Consider the following 18,383-nt stretch of genomic DNA (forward strand, 5'->3'; position numbering starts at 1 on the left):
GCCTCTCTTCAGTAAAACATGAACTACAACAAATATACGCCATATTCTAAAGCATCATACGCATATCTTTCTTTGCGGCTTTGATCAGTTCCGCCTGATCTCTGCTGTCTTCTTTTTTTGCAGCCATAATCCTTATTTTCCAATCGTCTTCTGCCTTAACCATGCCGTCATTTATTCCTGTCATATATGCCTTCAATGAGTGATAAACTGTAAACTTAGCCCTATACGGTTTACCTTCATATGGACAGAATACCGCACAGCTGCCGCACTCATTGCAAAAAGCATCAATATGCACTACTTGTTTCTTGCCGCCGGCATCAAGCATGATATTTGCTCTGTTCGGGCACACCGTTATACAAAGGCCGCAATTTTTGCAATTCAGCAGAGGAAGTTTTGCCCCCTTTTTACTGCGGACCATCTGCTTCTTGCAATAATATGCATCATTCAGAGATATTCCGGTCAAAAAACTGATCTTATCTTTTTGCGGTCTGGACACAGTCTTTTCTATTCTGCCGAAGAGATCGGCATATTCTGATAAACAGCGATACCCTTTTCCCTTCAGTAAAACAGTGGCCATCGTCAGCGGATAAATGCCGGTTTCAAATATCTGGCTGATATTATGCCCGTCCAATCCTCCCGAAAATGATACAGGCAGCTCATCCCCAAATTTTTCAGCCAACTTTTCAGCTGCCGCCAAGGATAACAGAAAGAGCGGCTTGCCCGAAAGATACATCTGTTTATCGGGCAGCTGTCCGTCTGCAGCCACCGGTAATGTATTTGTAAGCTTCACACCAAAAAAGCCTTTTGCTTTTTCTGCCTTTTTGAGCAGACGCCTGAGCATAGCTTCAGCATCGTCTTGACTCAGATCATTGACAAAATTGCTTTCGATAAGCTTTATATAAGCATATCCTCTGTCTGCCAAAATTTTTTTTGTTTCTGCCAGTCCATTCAATGTAGGATTTAATTTGATATATACAGGCAGCTTCTTTTCCGCCATTAAATATTCAGCTATTTTTTCTATTTCCTCCGCAGGACAGCCATGCATAGTGGATACTGTTATAGATTGGGCTATCTGCGGCTTTATTCGTTCAAGATCAGTCAATGAAAATTTTGAAAAGGAATCAGTCTCTTCTGCCAGGCATGCGCAGCATTCTCTGTAAACAGCAGTATTTTCCGCGTTTTTCATATTTTCGATAAAGGTATCTACTTTTTTGCTTTTTATTCCCTGCAAATCATAACCGACACTCATATTGAAGCTGAACCCGTCAGGACGACCCAGTTCAAATTCCACGGACATAAATTTCAGAAGCAGATATGCTTTCACATATTCCGCGAAAGCCTGTGCTGTTGTGAGCTCGGTAGACCATTCGATATTGTAGCATTCACATTCATCAGGCACACTTATGCAGGGTTTATTTATATGCAGCTCTTCGCCATCGATCACCTGCACTGTTTTCAGTTCAAAGAACCGCGCTCCCGCGGCATAACCTGCCGCGATATTCTGCGCCAGCTGTGTATGCGGCCCCGCCGCCGGACCGAAGGGCATTTCAATATCCATATATTCATTTTTATAGGATATTTTTCTGCTGATAATTTTTGCGGGCACACCATATACAGTCTTTTTACTATTATATTCATTTCTTATATTTTTCAGCATGACGGAAAAATCCGCCGGTATCATTTTATCACTCATATCCGCTTTCAGCGAAGCTTTTGCCAAAGCTCTGCCGCTCCCCGTCTGCAATTTTCGATTATTTTTTCTTCGTCCAAGGCGGTCAGCTGTCTGTTCTTCATCACTATCCGCCCCTGAGTCATTGTAAAGGAAATATTTCCGCCGGCAAGGCCAAAAAGCAGATGTGCCTCTGCATTTTCCTCAGTGAGCGGCGTGAGAGGCTTATAATCGGCAATTATAATATCAGCCGCAGCGCCTTTTTTTATGATGCCTGTTTCCCTGCTGAAATAACGCCCGGCAATTTTTCTGTTATTGTAAAACATCGCTTCAAACAGTTCCCTGCCCCCTGCAGCCGCATCATTCAGGACATGTTTCTGTAAAAGGGAAGCTGTTTTCCATGACTCGAGCATATCATGTGTATAACCGTCCGTACCCAGTCCGAGCAGAATATTCTGCTCCATCATCTTTATGACCGGCGGACAGCCCGCCGCATTATTCATGTTGGATTGAGCATTGTGCACTACCGCCGTACCGCTGTGCCGCAGCAGCTGCATTTCTTTTTCATTCACATGAATACAATGGGCAGCAATAGTTTTTTTCCCCAGTATGTCGAACTTGTCGAACCGTTCGACTACTCTCATGCCATGCCTTGCCAAACACTCATTCTGATCAGCCTCTCCTTCGGCAACATGCACATGATATCCCGCGTCACCGCCGTGCTCGGCACAATACAGCAATGTTTCATCCGAGAGGGTAAAGGATGCATGCAGTCCCATAATTCCCGTCAGCAGCTCAGATTTTTCTGTTTTCTTTATAAAACGTTCATTTTCTCTGACAGCTTTTTTCATTTTATCCCTGCCGGAACGATCAGATACCTCATAACAAAGACATGACTTTACAGAGAATGCTTCGGCAGCAGCAGCAATGGCCGATAAGCTGTCCTCAATTTCACCGTATGCGGCATGATGATCAATAACTGTAGTAACACCGTTTTTGACCAATTCCATATATGCAGCCATAGCACTTTTATAAACCAATTCATTGGTAAGCGCCGCATCAAGTTTCCACCATAATTTTTGCAATATCGTATTCAAGTCTGCCCGTTTCGGCAGCTCAACCGCCATGCCGCGGGCCATCATGCTGTATATATGTTCATGCGCATCAATGAATCCGGGTAATATTAAACCTCCTTCAGCGTTTACGAAGGAGGCTTTATCGTATATACTGCGCATTTGAGCAAGAGTTCCGCAGTCGATGATGGAATCCCCAGCCGTAACGACAGCACCGTCCCGCAGTACCGTATTATTATCATGTGTTATTACGGTGCCGTTTCCTATAATAAACATATGTTATATTTTCCTTAAAAATTATTTATATTCTGCCTGTCCGGCCTTTTCCTGCACAGCATTCTTTTCAATGCCCTTGTTTAAAACCGCATTCAGGATTATTGCCGTCAGACTTCCCACTGTGATGCCGCTGTCAAAAATAACCTGCATGGTCCCTGTAAGATGCGAATAAAAATTGGGCATGGCCATAGGTATCAGTCCCATCGCAAGGCTTACACCTATTATCAATACATTATAATTGCCGTTGAAATCGACCTTGCTGAGTGTTTTTATGCCGTTAGCCGCAACCATGCCGAACATTGCCAGCCCCGCACCGCCCAATACAGGCGCAGGTATTGAAGCAATCAGCGCCGCCAGCTTCGGAAAAAGTCCCAATGCTATCAAAATGACACCCGACGCGGCAACAACAAAACGGCTTTTAACATTGGTAAGGCTGATCAAGCCTATATTCTGGGCGAATGCAGTATACGGAAAAGCGTTGAATATACCGCCTAAAAAAGTAGAAAAACCATCCGCCCTGAGACCGCGTGTCAATGTTTTCTTATCGATCTCTTTATCGACTATTTCGCCGACAGCGATAAAATCCCCTGTTGTTTCTGTCATAACAACCAGCATGACCAGTATCATAGCGGCTATCGCCGAAATATCAAAGGTCGGCAGCCCAAAAGAAAACGGTGTAGTCATGCCGACCCACGCAGCACTGCCTATAGCGGAAAAATCCGTTCTTCCCAAAAATACTGCTATCACCGTTCCGGCGACAAGTCCCAGCAGGACTGAAATATTGCGCAAAAAACCTGTGAAACAGCGATAAAAACCGATAACTATAGCCAGTACCAGCAAAGCCAGCAGCAGCGAAGAAACATCACCAAAATCTTTGGCTGCCGGATTGCCGCCTCCGGCCCATCTCACTGCCACCGGCAGCAGAGATAAACCAATGATCGTAATAACCGAACCGGTCACTACCGGAGGAAAAAAACGAATCAGTCTGCTGAAATACGGTGCGATCAAAAAAACTACCAGCCCCGAGACTATCACAGCCCCATATATATCCGTCAGCCCGCCATTCTTGCCGATCATTATCATCGGTGTCACGGCAGCAAAAGTCACTCCCTGAATAATCGGCAGCTTGCTGCCGATCCTGCACGGTCCCAGTGTCTGTATCAAAGTGGCTATACCACAGGTAAACAAATCTGCATTTATTAAATAAATAAGATGTTCCGTATCAAGTCCCAGTGCATTAGCAAGAATCAACGGCACTGCCACAGCACCTGCATACATTGCCAAAACATGCTGCAGGCCGTATAAAAAAGTCTGCCCCAAAGGCAATTTTTGATCTACGGGATGTAATAATTTCTCCATCGTCATTCCCTCCAATTGATTCGGACTTAAATCTTTTTGCCAAGACAATATAAAAAGCCTGCAGACAGCTTTATTAAGCTTATCTGCAGGCTCCCTTGCCTTTTTTATATTATGAGACATATGATAACTCATTTTGAGACAGTTGTCAATCTGTAAATTTCTTTCCGTCCCGGCTGACAATAAACAGATCAGCCGCCGATTTCCGACATAAAGCCATGCTTAATATTAAAGAAAATCTTCTTCTGCATAGCGTGCTGTTCGGGCTTCCCATAAATAATTTTTTTTATTGCCGCCGTTATTTCTTTGCTTGAACAATTTTGTTTAAGCATTTGTTTTAAATCATATTCCTTATCGGAATATAAACAAGGACGCAGACAACCGTCAGCCATTAACCGGACACGATTGCAGCTGCCGCAGAATTTATGCGACATAGCTGATATAAAACCGATCTTACCGCGTTTGTCGCTGAAGTTATAATAATGAGCGGCACTTTTTCCTGATTTTTCAGCATACAATCTGCCATATCTGTCAGATATTATTCCTTTTATACTTTCTTCAGACATTCCTTCATAATCTTTTGTCTGTGAAAAAGGCATCAGCTCGATAAAACGCACCGGTATATCATATTCGCGTGAAAAATCCGCCAAAGGAATAATTTCCTGTTCATTTATATTCTTCATAATAACGCTGTTTATTTTTACAGAAATATGGTTCCGTACCGACTCGATGCCTTCAATAACTTCATTTATATCGGCACCGCGTGTCATCACCGAAAAAACAGCCGGTGTCAACGCATCTATGCTGACGTTGATACTGCTCAGTCCGCTGTTTATGAGAGCAGCACTGTTTTTTCGCAGCAATACCCCATTTGTCGTCATAGCAATTTCTTTAAGATCGGGAAAAGTTCCGAGGCACTTTATAAAATTAATGATTTCAGGAAAAAGAAGCGGTTCGCCTCCCGTAAGACGAATTTTTTTTATACCGGTTTCAATAAAAATAGAAAGCAGATATAAAAGATCGTCAGACTGAATCGGCTGCACAGCAGAGAGAGCGTCCCCTTCCTTTGCCGGACGGCAGTACAGGCAGCGCATATTGCATTTATTTGTCAGAGAAACACGCAGATAATCTATACTGCGCCCCAGTTTATCCAGCATAAAAAACATCCTTTACCGAAAATCAATGCTGATCGATGGCCTCTCCGCCTGTCAACAGTTCAGCCTCTATTTTATCACCGGCTGTTATTTTTTGTCCTGCCGGCAGATATATATATGAATTGCATTTTTGCAGCAAAAACGGCCGCGTGACCGCTTTCGGGTTTATTATTGCCGCATGATACTCACCGTTTTTACTGCAGATGTGTGCCTGTACACAAAAATCAAATTCATCGGCAGCCTGAAAAGAAAAATCTGCTTTTGCAGTAATAAGAACCGCCGTTTTTTCTTTTTGTCCGTAATAGACGCTGATCAGTGAACTTAAATAAAACCGTGCGGCAAGCTCAGCGCCATTAGGCGGCCCGGCCATGCCCAGCACCGGTTTTCCGCGGAAAAAGGAAAAACTTGAATGCTTGCCCGGGCGGCACCCCAATTCATAGACCAGCACACGGCCTTCACTTTCCAATATATCCAGTGTAAAGTCCTTCGTTCCTTTTGATGAACCTGCATTTATGAGAATTATATCGGCCTGTTCTGCCGCCTCCTCCAGTGCTTTCCGCAGTGCATCTCTGTCATCGGGAACGATCGGCAATATTATCGGCTCGGCATTATATTCCTGCAAAAAACCATATATCATAACACTGTTTGATTCTATATTTTTACCCGCAGGCAAAAAGCTTTCTCTCCAGGGAGATAATTCATCACCGGTCGGTATGAATGCCACCTTAGGTTTTGCAATTACCGAAACTTTTTCGATTCCGCCGGCGGCCATGAGTCCCATAAGCGGCGGTGTTATCTGCATATTACGGGGCAGCAGGACTTCATTCCTGCCGATGCCGCTGCCCGGAAGATCCACCATTTGTCCTGCCCGCGGTATTTTTTTTATGATCGGATAGCCTTTGGAAAAATCGACGTCCTCTATCATTATCAGTGTATCATAAGGGGGCAATATAGCGCATCCTGTATTAACGAACACATATTCATTTTTTTCCTGCCATGAAGATGTATCAGGTATCCCTCCGGCAAAAGCATCCGCTCTGACACCTATTCCGTCCATCTTCCCCACGGGTACATTTGGCAGTTCTCTCTTTGTCTTTATCTTCTGTGCCGTGACCCTGCCCATACAGTCCAGCAAATCGACTTCTTCTGCACGGCAGGTAAAATCGACAGCACGTCTCAGCAATTCACGCATTGATCGTCGTGAAGGCATGGGACCTTTCTCTATATATCTGCGATATTCCATAAACATCACCATATCATAGCCGGCAAAGCGATAATTACCTGTACAGCACCCTGCCGCAGCGCTTCTGCGCTGTGATATATTTTCCCTTTTCCAGCATTTTACATCCGTTTACAAAAACATACTCTACTCCTGCCGGATATTGGACAGGTTCAATAAATGTACCTTTATCAATAATAGTTTTTTCATCAAAGATCACTATATCGGCATAAAAACCGCTTTTGAGTTCTCCCCGTTTTTTGATGCCCAAAGCAGCGGCCGGTTTTTTCGTCATTTTATAAATTGCCTTTTCCATCGGCATCAATTTTTCTTCACGCGCATATTTTCCCAGCACACGTGGAAAAGCTCCGAATGCCCGCGGATGAGGTTTGCCGCCAAGCAGTCCGTCAGTGCACGCGTTCATCTCCGGCCGCTGCATAAACAGCTTTACATGCTCTTCCGTACCATAAAAATCTACCATGCCTACGGCATTTTCTTCCTCATATAAAAGATCAAAAACAGCATCATAAGTAGCCTTATGCCGCAGCTTGGCAAATTCTGTCAAGGATAATCCTACCGCATCCTTATTTTTTTCCGTTTTTACACTTGTGACATATATATTGTCCATTCCGGCAAAATCAATAAAATTATCCCAGCCGCTTATACCGTTTTCTATATCATGAACCATTCTCTGTCTTGCCGTTTTATCATTTAATCTTTCCAAAACCTTATTCGTACCGCCGTCATGCACCCACGGCGGCAGAATCACACCCAGCATCGTACTGCCTGCGACATAAGGATATTGATCAAAGGATACTCTTATCCCTTCTGCCTGTGCTGCATCCAGCAGTTTTACCATTTCATCAATATAATGCCAGTTTTTCTTGCCGCATACTTTGAAATGAGAAAAATGGACTCTCACTCCTGACTTTCTGCCTATTTCTATTATTTCCCTCATTGATTCTATAATAGTGTCTGCTTCACTGCGCTGATGTACGACAAATACACTGTCATACTCAGCTGCCACTTTACAAAGTTCTATCAATTCTTCAGTAGGCGCATAAGCGCAAGGCATATAAATCAATCCCGTGGACAAGCCATAAGCGCCTGCTTCAAGCTCACGTCTCAGGATTTGCTTCATCCTGTGCATTTCTTCGGCGTTGGGTGCCCTGTTGATCAGCCCCATTGCCTCCATACGCACATTGCCGTGCGGGACAAGATAACATTCATTGATGGACGGTTGTGCTTTCTCTATCATTTTTAAATAATTTTCAGCAGTCTCGTACTGCCAGTCCACCTCATTGCTGTCACCATCAAGTCCTGCCAGATTTTTTCGCCACGGATCAATATATTTTACAGGCAGCGGTGCCATCGATACCCCATCCTGCCCGAGCACTTCGGTTGTTATTCCCTGCATTATCTTTGGCAGCAGCTGCGGCTTTATCAACACATTCAGATCACTGTGGCTGTGTGTATCGATAAATCCAGGGGCAGCGCACAAGCCGGTACAATCGATAAGCTCGTCAGCCTTTGCAGAAAAACTGCCTGTTTTTACTATTTTATCATTTTCTATAAAAATATTGCCGTCAAACGGTTTTTCACCGCTGCCGTCAAATATTTTTAAATTTGTCAGCATTATTGTCATCGGCATATCCTTCTTTCTATAAACAGCCCTGTTCCTTTTTGTCCAATAAATCTGTCTTCGGCATATACAATATCACCGCGCCTTATAACCGCATCCATGCGGCCCGTCATTTTTTTCTGCCCGTAAAGAGAATAACCGGCAGATCCATGCAGTCCTGCATCGCTGAAATCAGTTTCTCCCTTTTCATTTATGATCATGATGTCAGCATCACTGCCGGGCAGCAGATTTCCCTTGCGCGGATATAATCCGTAAATACGTGACGGATTTATGCATAAAGTTTCCACAAATTTATTCAAAGTGATCTTTCCGGCCGCCACTCCTGCGGAAAATATTGCCATGACTCTTTCTTCCACACCGGGCGCACCATTCGGACATTCAGTAAAATCTCTTTCACCGCGCAGCTTATCTGCCGTACTAAACGGACAATGATCTGTGGCTATTATATCAATACTGCCGTCAGACAATCCTTTCCACAAAGCCGCTTGATCTGCTGCCTTTCGCAGAGGCGGCGACATAATGTATTTTACCGCATCCCTGTTGCTGTAGCAATTCTCATCAAGCAGCAAATACTGCGGACAGGTTTCCGTATAAATATTTCTTTGTCCTCTCGCCCTTGCCTCTCTGACAGCATTCAAACCGCCCTCTGTGGACAAATGGACTATGTAGATCGGTGCATCTCCTGCCATATGTGCAAGGCGCAGTACTCGGCATACAGCTTCCGTTTCACATTCGGCAGGTCTGCTCAATGCATGGTAAAACGGTGTTTTTTTATTTTCGGCAGCAAAACGTCCGCGCAGATAATTTATTATCGAATCATTCTCACAATGCACAGCGGTCACAGTACCAAGCTCTCCGCCCTTTTCCAGGACACGCAGAATATCTGCATCGGCAAGTGCGAAATCATATGTCATATATATTTTAAAGCTGGAAATCCCCTCAGCTGCCAGTTCGCCCATCTCCCGCAGTATATCGGCATCAACATGCTGAATAACGCCATGCAGGCCATAATCGCTTACAGCCTTGTCTTTTGCGGCTGTCTTATATTCATTTATCCTGCTGCGCAGAGAGCATCCTTCAGGTCCAAAAGCCAGATGCTCAACGACGGTAGTCGTCCCACCGCAGAGAGCCGCACGCGTTCCCGTAAAAAAATCGTCACTTGTATGATAATCCCCGGCCTGCAAATCTATATGTGTATGCACGTCGACAGCCCCTGGCATTATATATTTTCCGTCGGCATTGATCCTTTCTCCCGGCTGTTCTGCAAAATCGCTGCCGATGGCTGCGATTTTTCCGTTTTTCAGCATTATATCCGCTTTGAATATATCGCGTCCCGTGACAAGAATTCCATTCTCAATAATAAGTTCCATAATAAGTCCCCGTCATCATAAATTGAATTTTTCACTTACTTCAGCAACGCTTTCATGATAGCATTATAACATTCTGTTACCTTTATCAGCTGATCTATTTCAATATACTCATCGACAGTGTGCGCTATATTTTCTTTTGACGGTCCCATACCTATGGTCTTTATACCCGCTTCACCAGCATAATGACTGCCGTTTGTGCAGAAATTATACTGAGTGATCTCCGGTGAAAAACCGGCTGCGTTCAGTTCCGCAATTATATTTTCGATAAATTCATCATCTTCTTTATAAAGCCATCCCGGAAAAAATCTTTCACCAATGATGCAATTGCCCGTATAACATTTTTCCTGACCGACCGCATAAGAGATTTTGTATTGCGCATCTTTATCCTCGCGCATTATTTCCGTCAGCGCATTTTTCAGCGGTTCCATAACCGATTCTTTATTTTCACCGGTCAGCAGCCGTCTGTCATAGGTCGCTCTGCAATATTCAGGAACAACAGATGCACCCGGATAGGGAGCTGATTTTATATCCGTCAGTTCCAGAATCCCATCTCCCAGAACAGCATGATGCCGTGGCTTTACCTTTTTGAGCATTTCTATGGCACGGCATATTTTATATACAGCATTTATTCCTTTTTCCGGATTGGCCGAGTGACATGCTTTACCGAAAGACTCCAGCACGATTTCTGCCCGGCCTCTTTGTCCTATTTTCAAATTCAGATTTGAAGCTTCACCGATTACCACATAATCAGGCTTCACTATCCTGCTTATTTCTCTGGCAGCCACTCCCTCAAAACATTCTTCATGAACAACTCCCGCAAAATAAATATCACCGGCAAAGTCTCTGTCCGAATCCTCAGCAAAAAAACCTGCGGCAGCAACCATTGCCGCAGCAGCTCCTTTCATATCGGAAGCACCTCGTCCATATATCTTATCGCCATGAATCTCAGCCGCAAAAGGGGGATACTGCCATTTTGTTTCATCTTCCACGGGCACAGTGTCCATATGTCCGTCAAACAGCACTTTCGGCCCTTTTTTCCTGCCCTTTATATGTCCTATTATATTGCCGTATTTATCTGTCTGCACATCATCAAAATGGGCTTTTTCCATATAGCCTCGCAAAACCTGCGCGACTTTGTCTTCTTCTCCCGAATAACTTTTATTTTTAATAAGCGTGCGGCAGAGATCGATTACTTCACCGCTGCGTTCTTGTTCCAGCATGATCTTTTCCCCTTTGTTTTTATCTTTACTCTGTACAGCTCGCTTCTTTGCCGTCCCATACAATTGACTGATAATTTTTTTTATCGGTAGCACCTTCCGTACTGAAGCACAGAACCACTGAATTTTGATTGAGCCCTATTCTTCCGCACAATTGCGCATATTCGGGTTTCATTAAAAGTTCCATAACAGCACCGCTCGGCGCTGCTCCGCTTTCACCGGAAATTATGCGTTTATCACCGGCAAGAGGAGCCCCCAGTGCTCTCATACCTTTCGCCGATACATTATCGGCACAGGCTATGGCAAAATCAGCATAGCCTGCCAATACTTTCCAGCCTATATCACACGGTTCTCCGCAAGCCAGCCCCGCCATCATCGTATTCATGCTGCCGCCCACAAAATGCAGCCTGCCGTCATCAGCCTTTGCCGTATCAAAAATACATGCGGCAGTATCCGGTTCTACGATTGTAACTATCGGCTTTTCCTTCCCCTTGCAGACATTGGCAAAAAATCCTGTCACGGCTCCTGCCAAAGCTCCCACGCCGGCCTGAATAAAAATATGCGTAGGTTTTTCCGGCAGCTGCTTATAAGCTTCCAGCGCCATTGTGCCGTACCCTTGAATTATCCACTTTGGTATGTCCTGATATCCCTTCCACGAGGTATCCTGCACCATTACCCATCCATATTCATCGGCATGTGAATTGGCCAGACGCACGGCATCATCATAATTAAGATCCGTGATCGTCACATCTGCCCCTTCTGCTTTTATATTTTCAAAACGCTCTTTACTGCTGCCCTTCGGCATATAAACGACGGCTTTCTGACCGAGCTGCCTTGCTGTCCATGCCACACCTCTGCCGTGATTGCCGTCTGTCGCTGTTACGAAAGTTATACTGCCCAGCTTTCCCTTTATTTCCGGTGATATCATTTTCTCAAAGGACAATTCACTTATATCCATTCCAAGCTTTTTGGCAATATAGCTGCCAATGGCAAAACTGCCGCCAAGTACTTTAAAAGCGTTGAGCCCAAACCTGTAAGACTCATCTTTTACAAAAAAGTTTTTTATCCCAAGCAAAGCTGCCATTTCTTTTAGTTCGACGAGCGGAGTTTCCTTATACATCGGAAAAGATTTATGAAAGGCCAGAACCTTATCGGCGTGCTCTCTGTTTAAAAAATCAATGCTGTTAATATTTTTTATGCCTTTGGTAAATGCTGTCAACTGCATTTATAGAATATCCTCCTTTTAATGAAAAAACGCCCGGAAAATTTATTTTCCAGGCGACTCTGCCATTAGTCTAATCTCTTTATGAGACTAATGTTATCTTATTTTGAAACAAATGTCAATATGCAATTTATTCTCAATCCGTCAAATCATATTCCTGTATCTTTCTGTACAAAGTGGCTCTGCTTATACCAAGCATTTTTGCGGCTTTTTCTGCCTTGCGCACTTCTCCCGCCACTTCCTCCAGTGCTTTTTGTATCGTACGTCTTTCCAAATCACCAAGATTGAGTTCACTATATTTTTTATTCTTGCTGACCTGTTCTTCTTCCGCCACTTCAGCAATATTTCCGGTTATAAGCTCTGCCATTTTGCCGATGAATTGCACCATCCACGGCTTATTCTCCACAAAATGCCTTGTCTGTTTTTCATCAAAACTGACCAAACCGATGACGCCGACAGTTTCTCCGTTGAAAATTATCGGTGCGGCAAGCTCCGTATACTCCGGACAATTCTGGTAATTCGGACAGGGTTTGCATAATATATGAAAACCGGGATGCTCTATCATTATCATTTTTCCGGTTTGCAATACATGATCATACACAAATCCGGCATTCATCAATTCACCGCAGTTTTCGCTGTATTTACCGGTACCGGCAATACGTATAAAATTCTTATCGGCTACCTCAACTTCAAGTCCGATAACTTCCGCTATAGCCTGAGCCGTTTTTTGTACAACCGGCTGTATCTGCTGCAACAAACTCTCCATATCCACCAACCTCATAAATCTATAATATTAAGCTTCATTTACCGGGACTGTCAATGTTTTCCGCAGTGCCTCAATATATTTTCATATAATTCGTACGGAATACAAAGGTTATCGTCCGTTCCCGTACCCAATTCCACACCTATACGGTTTTTACCGTGAAAATCACTGCCGCCCGTAGGTAATAAATCATATTTTTCGATCATAGCCGCAGCAAAAGCTTTGTCATCCTCACTGTAATTTGTATAATATTGCTCCATCCCATCAAGCCCCATACCGTGAAGCTCAGCAATGGCATTTTCCTGCTCACGGCGGCTCATCCCCATAAGGCCTATCAATTTATGAAAATGAGCAAGCGAAAGCACCCCGCCGGCTTGATGTATTCCCTCCGCAGCTTCGGCAATGCCGATATTTTTGTTCAGACCCAGCTCCTGTATTGTCGGGTTCAGGTATGTGTCCCAAAGTTCCTGCATGGTATCGGTCAAATGCAAGGTCGTCATATAGCGCATTATAGCATAGCGCTCCATCTTTTCACCGTACACGAAAGGTCTGACTTTTTCCAGACTTATATCTACTCCTTTTTCCCGTATGCGATCGATCACCCGTTCCATCTGATTTTCCTTATGTGCACGAATATTTTTATATAAGCTCTTAAAAGCAGGATGGTTATAATCAAAGCCAAGTGCCACGGCATGAAGTTTTCTATTTCTGTAATCTATAGAAACCTCCATTCCCGGAATAAATTCTACTCCTGAACACAGAGCTTCCTGCGCAGCTTCATTAATTCCATCTATAGTATCATGATCAGACAAAGTAATCGCCGATACACCGCGTTTTTTTGCCAATTGTACTAATTCCCGCGGTGTGTATGAACCATCTGACATAGTAGAATGAACATGTAAATCAATAAATTTCATTTTCCGACACCCTTCGTTAATAATATATGCAATTCAATATAATATATTTATTGTAAAGCAATTTATTTATAAACACAACATCAGGTGTCACTTCTAATGCACAAATGATTCCTGTGCCGCAAAAAAATTATATACAGCCTGTGCTGTCGGTTTAGTCATTCCCCTTACGGCTGCCATTTCCTCCACAGAAGCTGACTTTATTTTATCCAGCCTGCCAAAATGATCCCACAAAAGCTTGCGTCGTTTGGGACCTATGCCGTCAATATGATCAAGAATGGAAACCATATTTCTCTTGCCGCGCAGTTTCCGATGATAAGTAATAGCAAACCGATGCGCTTCATCACGTATTCGCTGCACCAGATAAAGTGCATCGCTGCGGCGAGGCAGAATGACCGGATCACTCTCCCCTTCTGTAAAAATGTACTCGAACTGCTTGGCAAGTCCCACGACCGGCACAGTCAGATGACCTGCTCCTCTTATTATCTCAAGTGCCGAACTCAGCTGCCCTTTGCCGCCGTCTATTATTATAAGATCTGGCATTTCCCCTTCATCAAGCTTTTCATAACGTCGTTTTGTGACTTCACGCATGGACATAAAATCGTCTGGTTTTCCTTCCGTGGATTTTATTTTAAACCGTCTGTAATCTGATTTTTTAGCCTCACCGTTTTCAAAAACCACCATAGATGCTACAGTTTCCGAACCTTGTATATGTGATATATCAAAACATTCCATTCTTTTTGGCAGATGCACCAGGCGCAGATATTTTCCCAGTTCTTTTACAGCCCCCATAGTTTTGGCATCTTCACGCAAAATTCTTTCTTCTTCATCTTTAAGATATTTTTCTGCATTTTCTTCGGCCATTTTTATTATATCTTTTTTTACTCCCCTCTGGGGAATATTCACTTCCACCTTTGAACCATATTCTTTTGTCAGCCAGCTTTCCAGCAGCGATTGTTCCTTTATACCGCACGGCAGCAATACTTCTCTGGGCAGTGAGGATGTCTGATTGTAATATTGCTGCAGGAATGCGGTAAGAACATCCTCATCTGTTTCCTCTTCACTGTTTTTAAGTATAAAATGACTGCGGCCCGTCATCTTCCCATTTCTGATATAAAAAACCTGTATGCATGCCCCGCGGCCAGAACGAGCCATACCGATGGCATCCTGATCTCCTTCCCCCGTCATTATTTTTTGTTTTTCAATTGTTTTTCTGACAGATGCAAGCTGATCACGCAATGATGCCGCCATTTCAAACTGAAGATTTGCGGCTGCTTTTTCCATTTGCTGCTGCAGTGATTTTTCAAGGATATCATTTTTCCCGTCCAGAAAAAGCACTACAGAATTGACCATTTCAGCATATGCTTTCTTGCCTATTTTCCCCACACATGGCGCAAAGCATCTTTTTATATGATATTCCAGACAAGGCCGATCCACATTCATATTCTTACAGGTGCGCAGCGGAAAGGATTTCCTCAAAAGTTTCAAGCTCTCCTTAACCGCGCCAACATTTGTATATGGTCCGAAATAACGCGAACCATCCTTTTTTATATGTCTTGTCACTATTACTCTTGGAAAATCTTCTAAAAGAGTGACCTTCAAATAGGGATATGTTTTATCATCACGCAGACTGATATTGTACCGCGGATGATGCTTTTTTATAAGGTTGCATTCCAAAATCAAGGCTTCGATCTCAGATCCTGTCATTATTGTTTCAAAATCGGCTATTCTATTTACCATTGAAATTACTTTGGCAGAATGATTTTTATTGCTCTGAAAATACTGCCTTACCCTATTCTTCAGAACAATTGCCTTGCCCACATATATTATTCTCTTATTGGCGTCCTTCATGATATATACACCGGGACTTTGGGGCAGCTGCTGCAGCTTCTGCTCTATAAGCTCATTCATTTTCATCAACTACCTCCTATGCAGTCTGATTTAACGGACAATATAAGCAGAATTGTACAAGCTGCACTCAGTTCTTAAAATCTGATCAACTATTAACATTTCTACTTTAAGACAAAAAAGCCGCCTGAATGGCGGCTTGGCAATCAGCTGACAAGGGTAGGCTTCATCGACTGCAAAAAGCGCCCTTGCTGTTCAGTTAAGATTCTTGTCTTTGTAATAATTTGTCCCTTTTACTGCAACTTCCACGGCCAGGCCCTTTGTAGTCATCTGATATATCCATACTCCCGGAGACACCATCACTGCGCCTTCCAAAGAATCGCCGCTTACCCCGTCATTGGCAGCCGCTGTTGCCTGTGCACCGAAGGACCATCCTTTTTCCACAAAGGTGTTCCATGCATCTTCATTTGCAAAAACAAAAATCACTGCATACTCCTTGACTCCCAATCCCAATCCAGCCTGATATTCCTGCATACGCATGAATATTTCCTGTCCGCTGCTGTTATTTACAGCCATTCCCCGTCCGTGAGCGCTGCCCAAAAGTCCCAATTTCAAACCGGTACTGTTGAACACCGCATAACCAGCCGCATGTTCGATGACCGATTGTGCCTTAGGCTGTTCTTTATAAAGCGCATCCAGCGTTGCTGCCGTTTTCTGCCGCAATTCATCTCGTTGTGCATCTTTACTGGCGGCTGCCGCTGTTGAAGCAAATGCTATCACCAAAACAAATATCAGCCAAGCTGTCTTTCCCACTATCTTTTTCATTGGTATTCCTCCACAATAAAAAAATTTTCCTACGGGATCCTGAATAAATAATGAAGTGCACTAAGAAATTCACACTGATATTATAATAGCAAATCCCCAGTATTAGCGCAATATTATATTTTCATTAGGTTCCATATACTTGCTGCTTAGCCATCGCAGTTTATTTTATCCCATATCTTATTCCAAGATTGAAAATATCCAGCACAGAATTTTTTAAATAATATTTTGATATAAATCGTTTGTAGATACTTTAATATTTTTTGTGATCTGTGGTACTATTATATATTGTTAGATTGATAAAATATGTGAACATACATATCTGGAGGTAATAGAATTGGAAAGTTGGCTCTTTTATGCATTGCTTTCGGCACTTAGTGCCGCGCTGGTTTCTATTTTTGGCAAGGTGGGCTTACAGGGAATCGACAGCAATGCAGCAACGGCAGTGCGCTCTATAATTATGGCATTATTTTTGATAGGCGTTACTGCTTTACAAGGCAGCCTGCAACATATTCCTGATGTTTTTGCTGATCGAAAAGCACTGCTGTTCATATGTTTGAGCGGAATTGCCGGAGCAACATCCTGGCTGTTCTATTTTTTGGCATTAAAAGTCGGAAAAATTTCTCAGGTAGCTCCGATAGATAAACTAAGTGTAGTTTTTTCTGTTCTATTGGCCATGTTGATTTTTCAGGAGAAAATAAGTCTGATTCATGGCTTAGGCATCTTACTTATTGCTTGCGGAGGACTGGTCTTAGCAATTTTTTAAAAATATGTACCGGACAGATAACGACAATTAATTATAATATATTTTATATATAACCAGGATTTCACCGTGTAAAAAAAACACTTGACTTGGTGTTGACTCCAAGTGTTACTCTTATTATGAAAAAATGAGATCAAACGGCAGTTGTGTTTCAGTAATGGCTATAAGGATTGCCATGCAGAAGAAAGACACAGCTCATTGATTTTACTTACTAACAGCTAGAAATTGGAGAGAAAATTTATGAAAGTTTTATATTATGATTGTTTTTGCGGTATCAGTGGTGATATGAATATTGGCGCATTGCTTGATTTAGGTGTAGATGAAAATTACTTGAGACAGGAATTATCTAAACTCAATCTGGCTGCTGAGTACGAACTGAAGATAAAAAAAGACAAGAAAGCTGGTATCAACGGCACCAGAGTTGATGTAGTTTTAAAGCAGGAAACCATTGGCAGCCACGGACATAATACTCAAAAGCAGCCCGATATGAGTCATGATCACAAACAGGGGCATCATGATCATAGAAATTTGAAGGATATTGAAAATATCATCAACAAGAGCAGTTTAAATGCTTCTGTCAAAAAAACATGCTTAGATATTTTTATGAAGATCGCGGAGGCCGAGGCAAAAGTTCATGGCAGTTCTTTGGATGAAGTTCATTTCCATGAAGTTGGCGCAGTAGATTCAATTATTGACATTACCGGAGCCGCTATATGCCTGGACTTTTTAAAAGCAGACAAGATCATCGCTTCAGCCGTTCAGCTGGGCGGAGGATTTGTAAAATGTGCTCACGGCATTATTCCTATTCCTGCACCGGCTACAATTGAAATCTTAAAGGATATTCCCATTAAGACAGGCATAGTCCCGTTTGAAACTACTACACCGACCGGCGCCGCTATTTTGGCGGCAAATGTCAGTACCTTCACCGACAACATGACCTTTTCAATAAGCAAGATCGGTTATGGCATAGGACATAGAGATCTTGAAATTCCTAATGTTCTAAGAGTATATCTTGGCAGTGAAAAAACTAACAAAGACTCTGAAAAATGACTATTATGCTCGAATAATATTTATT

The 18,383-nt window shown here is 43.0% G+C and carries 15 protein-coding genes; 2 read left to right on the top strand and 13 right to left on the bottom strand.

Translation table 11 applies throughout. The features are described 5' to 3' along the window. Nucleotides 1–46: 46 nt before the first annotated feature. The 13 genes from I6758_RS11895 to I6758_RS11955 all read right to left on the bottom strand — a co-directional run bounded on the left by I6758_RS11895 (nt 47) and on the right by I6758_RS11955 (nt 16,548). A complete protein-coding gene (locus I6758_RS11895; RefSeq protein ID WP_196605481.1) occupies nt 47–1,720 on the bottom strand; it encodes a 4Fe-4S dicluster domain-containing protein in 1,674 nt (557 codons plus the stop codon). Continuing rightward, entirely contained in the window at nt 1,702–3,018 is a 1,317-nt protein-coding gene (gene ssnA, locus I6758_RS11900; RefSeq protein WP_196605482.1) for a putative aminohydrolase SsnA, read from the bottom strand. The genes I6758_RS11895 and ssnA overlap by 19 nt, the downstream gene beginning before the upstream one ends. A 21-nt stretch (nt 3,019–3,039) precedes the next feature. Further along, the gene (locus I6758_RS11905) at nt 3,040–4,377 is read right to left on the bottom strand and encodes a nucleobase:cation symporter-2 family protein (protein WP_196605483.1); all 1,338 of its coding nucleotides are present in this window, start codon (nt 4,375–4,377) and stop codon (nt 3,040–3,042) included. A gap of 188 nt (nt 4,378–4,565) precedes the next feature. Beyond that, a complete protein-coding gene (gene moaA / locus I6758_RS11910; protein WP_196605484.1) occupies nt 4,566–5,531 on the bottom strand; it encodes a GTP 3',8-cyclase MoaA in 966 nt (321 codons plus the stop codon). 22 nt (nt 5,532–5,553) lie between these two features. Next, nucleotides 5,554–6,771 (bottom strand): molybdopterin molybdotransferase MoeA, encoded by a 1,218-nt coding sequence (locus tag I6758_RS11915; RefSeq protein WP_196605485.1) that lies wholly within the window; start codon nt 6,769–6,771, stop codon nt 5,554–5,556. Nucleotides 6,772–6,805: 34 nt separating this feature from the next. Then, entirely contained in the window at nt 6,806–8,392 is a 1,587-nt protein-coding gene (locus I6758_RS11920; protein ID WP_196605486.1) for an N-acyl-D-amino-acid deacylase family protein, read from the bottom strand. Continuing rightward, nucleotides 8,389–9,759, bottom strand: a complete 1,371-nt coding sequence (hydA, locus tag I6758_RS11925; RefSeq protein WP_196605487.1) for a dihydropyrimidinase — start codon at nt 9,757–9,759, stop codon at nt 8,389–8,391. Before hydA ends, I6758_RS11920 begins: the two co-directional genes overlap by 4 nt. Nucleotides 9,760–9,794: 35 nt before the next feature. Continuing rightward, entirely contained in the window at nt 9,795–10,979 is a 1,185-nt protein-coding gene (locus I6758_RS11930; RefSeq protein ID WP_196605488.1) for a YgeY family selenium metabolism-linked hydrolase, read from the bottom strand. A 25-nt stretch (nt 10,980–11,004) separates the two neighbouring features. Continuing rightward, nucleotides 11,005–12,201: a diaminopropionate ammonia-lyase gene (gene dpaL, locus I6758_RS11935; protein WP_196605489.1), complete on the bottom strand. Its 1,197-nt coding sequence runs from the start codon at nt 12,199–12,201 to the stop codon at nt 11,005–11,007. Nucleotides 12,202–12,334: 133 nt separating this feature from the next. Continuing rightward, nucleotides 12,335–12,964 (bottom strand): helix-turn-helix domain-containing protein, encoded by a 630-nt coding sequence (locus tag I6758_RS11940; protein ID WP_196605490.1) that lies wholly within the window; start codon nt 12,962–12,964, stop codon nt 12,335–12,337. Nucleotides 12,965–13,014: 50 nt separating this feature from the next. Next, entirely contained in the window at nt 13,015–13,878 is an 864-nt protein-coding gene (locus I6758_RS11945) for a PHP domain-containing protein (protein ID WP_196605491.1), read from the bottom strand. Nucleotides 13,879–13,971: 93 nt separating this feature from the next. Further along, entirely contained in the window at nt 13,972–15,786 is a 1,815-nt protein-coding gene (gene uvrC / locus I6758_RS11950) for an excinuclease ABC subunit UvrC (protein ID WP_196605950.1), read from the bottom strand. A 192-nt stretch (nt 15,787–15,978) separates the two neighbouring features. Continuing rightward, complete coding sequence (locus tag I6758_RS11955; protein WP_196605492.1) at nt 15,979–16,548, bottom strand: lipid-binding SYLF domain-containing protein; 570 nt, start codon at nt 16,546–16,548, stop codon at nt 15,979–15,981. 334 nt (nt 16,549–16,882) lie between these two features. Here I6758_RS11955 and I6758_RS11960 point away from each other — a divergent pair, with 334 nt between their 5' ends. Continuing rightward, nucleotides 16,883–17,311 (top strand): EamA family transporter, encoded by a 429-nt coding sequence (locus tag I6758_RS11960; RefSeq protein WP_196605493.1) that lies wholly within the window; start codon nt 16,883–16,885, stop codon nt 17,309–17,311. Nucleotides 17,312–17,548: 237 nt separating this feature from the next. Further along, nucleotides 17,549–18,358 (top strand): nickel pincer cofactor biosynthesis protein LarC, encoded by an 810-nt coding sequence (larC, locus tag I6758_RS11965; protein WP_196605494.1) that lies wholly within the window; start codon nt 17,549–17,551, stop codon nt 18,356–18,358. The last annotated feature ends 25 nt before the right edge of the window (nt 18,359–18,383 follow it).

The sequence above is a fragment of the Pectinatus haikarae genome (genome assembly GCF_015732185.1).
GTDB lineage: Bacteria > Bacillota > Negativicutes > Selenomonadales > Selenomonadaceae > Pectinatus > Pectinatus haikarae.

Excerpts from the sequence above, each read along its gene's own strand:
- ssnA (WP_196605482.1), bottom strand. The coding sequence starts at position 3,018 with ATGTTTATTATAGGAAACGGCACCGTAATAACACATGATAATAATACG.
- I6758_RS11905 (WP_196605483.1), bottom strand. The coding sequence starts at position 4,377 with ATGGAGAAATTATTACATCCCGTAGATCAAAAATTGCCTTTGGGGCAG.
- moaA (WP_196605484.1), bottom strand. The coding sequence starts at position 5,531 with ATGCTGGATAAACTGGGGCGCAGTATAGATTATCTGCGTGTTTCTCTG.
- I6758_RS11915 (WP_196605485.1), bottom strand. The coding sequence starts at position 6,771 with ATGGAATATCGCAGATATATAGAGAAAGGTCCCATGCCTTCACGACGA.
- I6758_RS11920 (WP_196605486.1), bottom strand. The coding sequence starts at position 8,392 with ATGACAATAATGCTGACAAATTTAAAAATATTTGACGGCAGCGGTGAA.
- hydA (WP_196605487.1), bottom strand. The coding sequence starts at position 9,759 with ATGGAACTTATTATTGAGAATGGAATTCTTGTCACGGGACGCGATATA.
- I6758_RS11930 (WP_196605488.1), bottom strand. The coding sequence starts at position 10,979 with ATGCTGGAACAAGAACGCAGCGGTGAAGTAATCGATCTCTGCCGCACG.
- dpaL (WP_196605489.1), bottom strand. The coding sequence starts at position 12,201 with ATGCAGTTGACAGCATTTACCAAAGGCATAAAAAATATTAACAGCATT.
- I6758_RS11940 (WP_196605490.1), bottom strand. The coding sequence starts at position 12,964 with ATGGAGAGTTTGTTGCAGCAGATACAGCCGGTTGTACAAAAAACGGCT.
- I6758_RS11945 (WP_196605491.1), bottom strand. The coding sequence starts at position 13,878 with ATGAAATTTATTGATTTACATGTTCATTCTACTATGTCAGATGGTTCA.
- uvrC (WP_196605950.1), bottom strand. The coding sequence starts at position 15,786 with ATGAATGAGCTTATAGAGCAGAAGCTGCAGCAGCTGCCCCAAAGTCCC.
- I6758_RS11955 (WP_196605492.1), bottom strand. The coding sequence starts at position 16,548 with ATGAAAAAGATAGTGGGAAAGACAGCTTGGCTGATATTTGTTTTGGTG.
- larC (WP_196605494.1), top strand. The coding sequence starts at position 17,549 with ATGAAAGTTTTATATTATGATTGTTTTTGCGGTATCAGTGGTGATATG.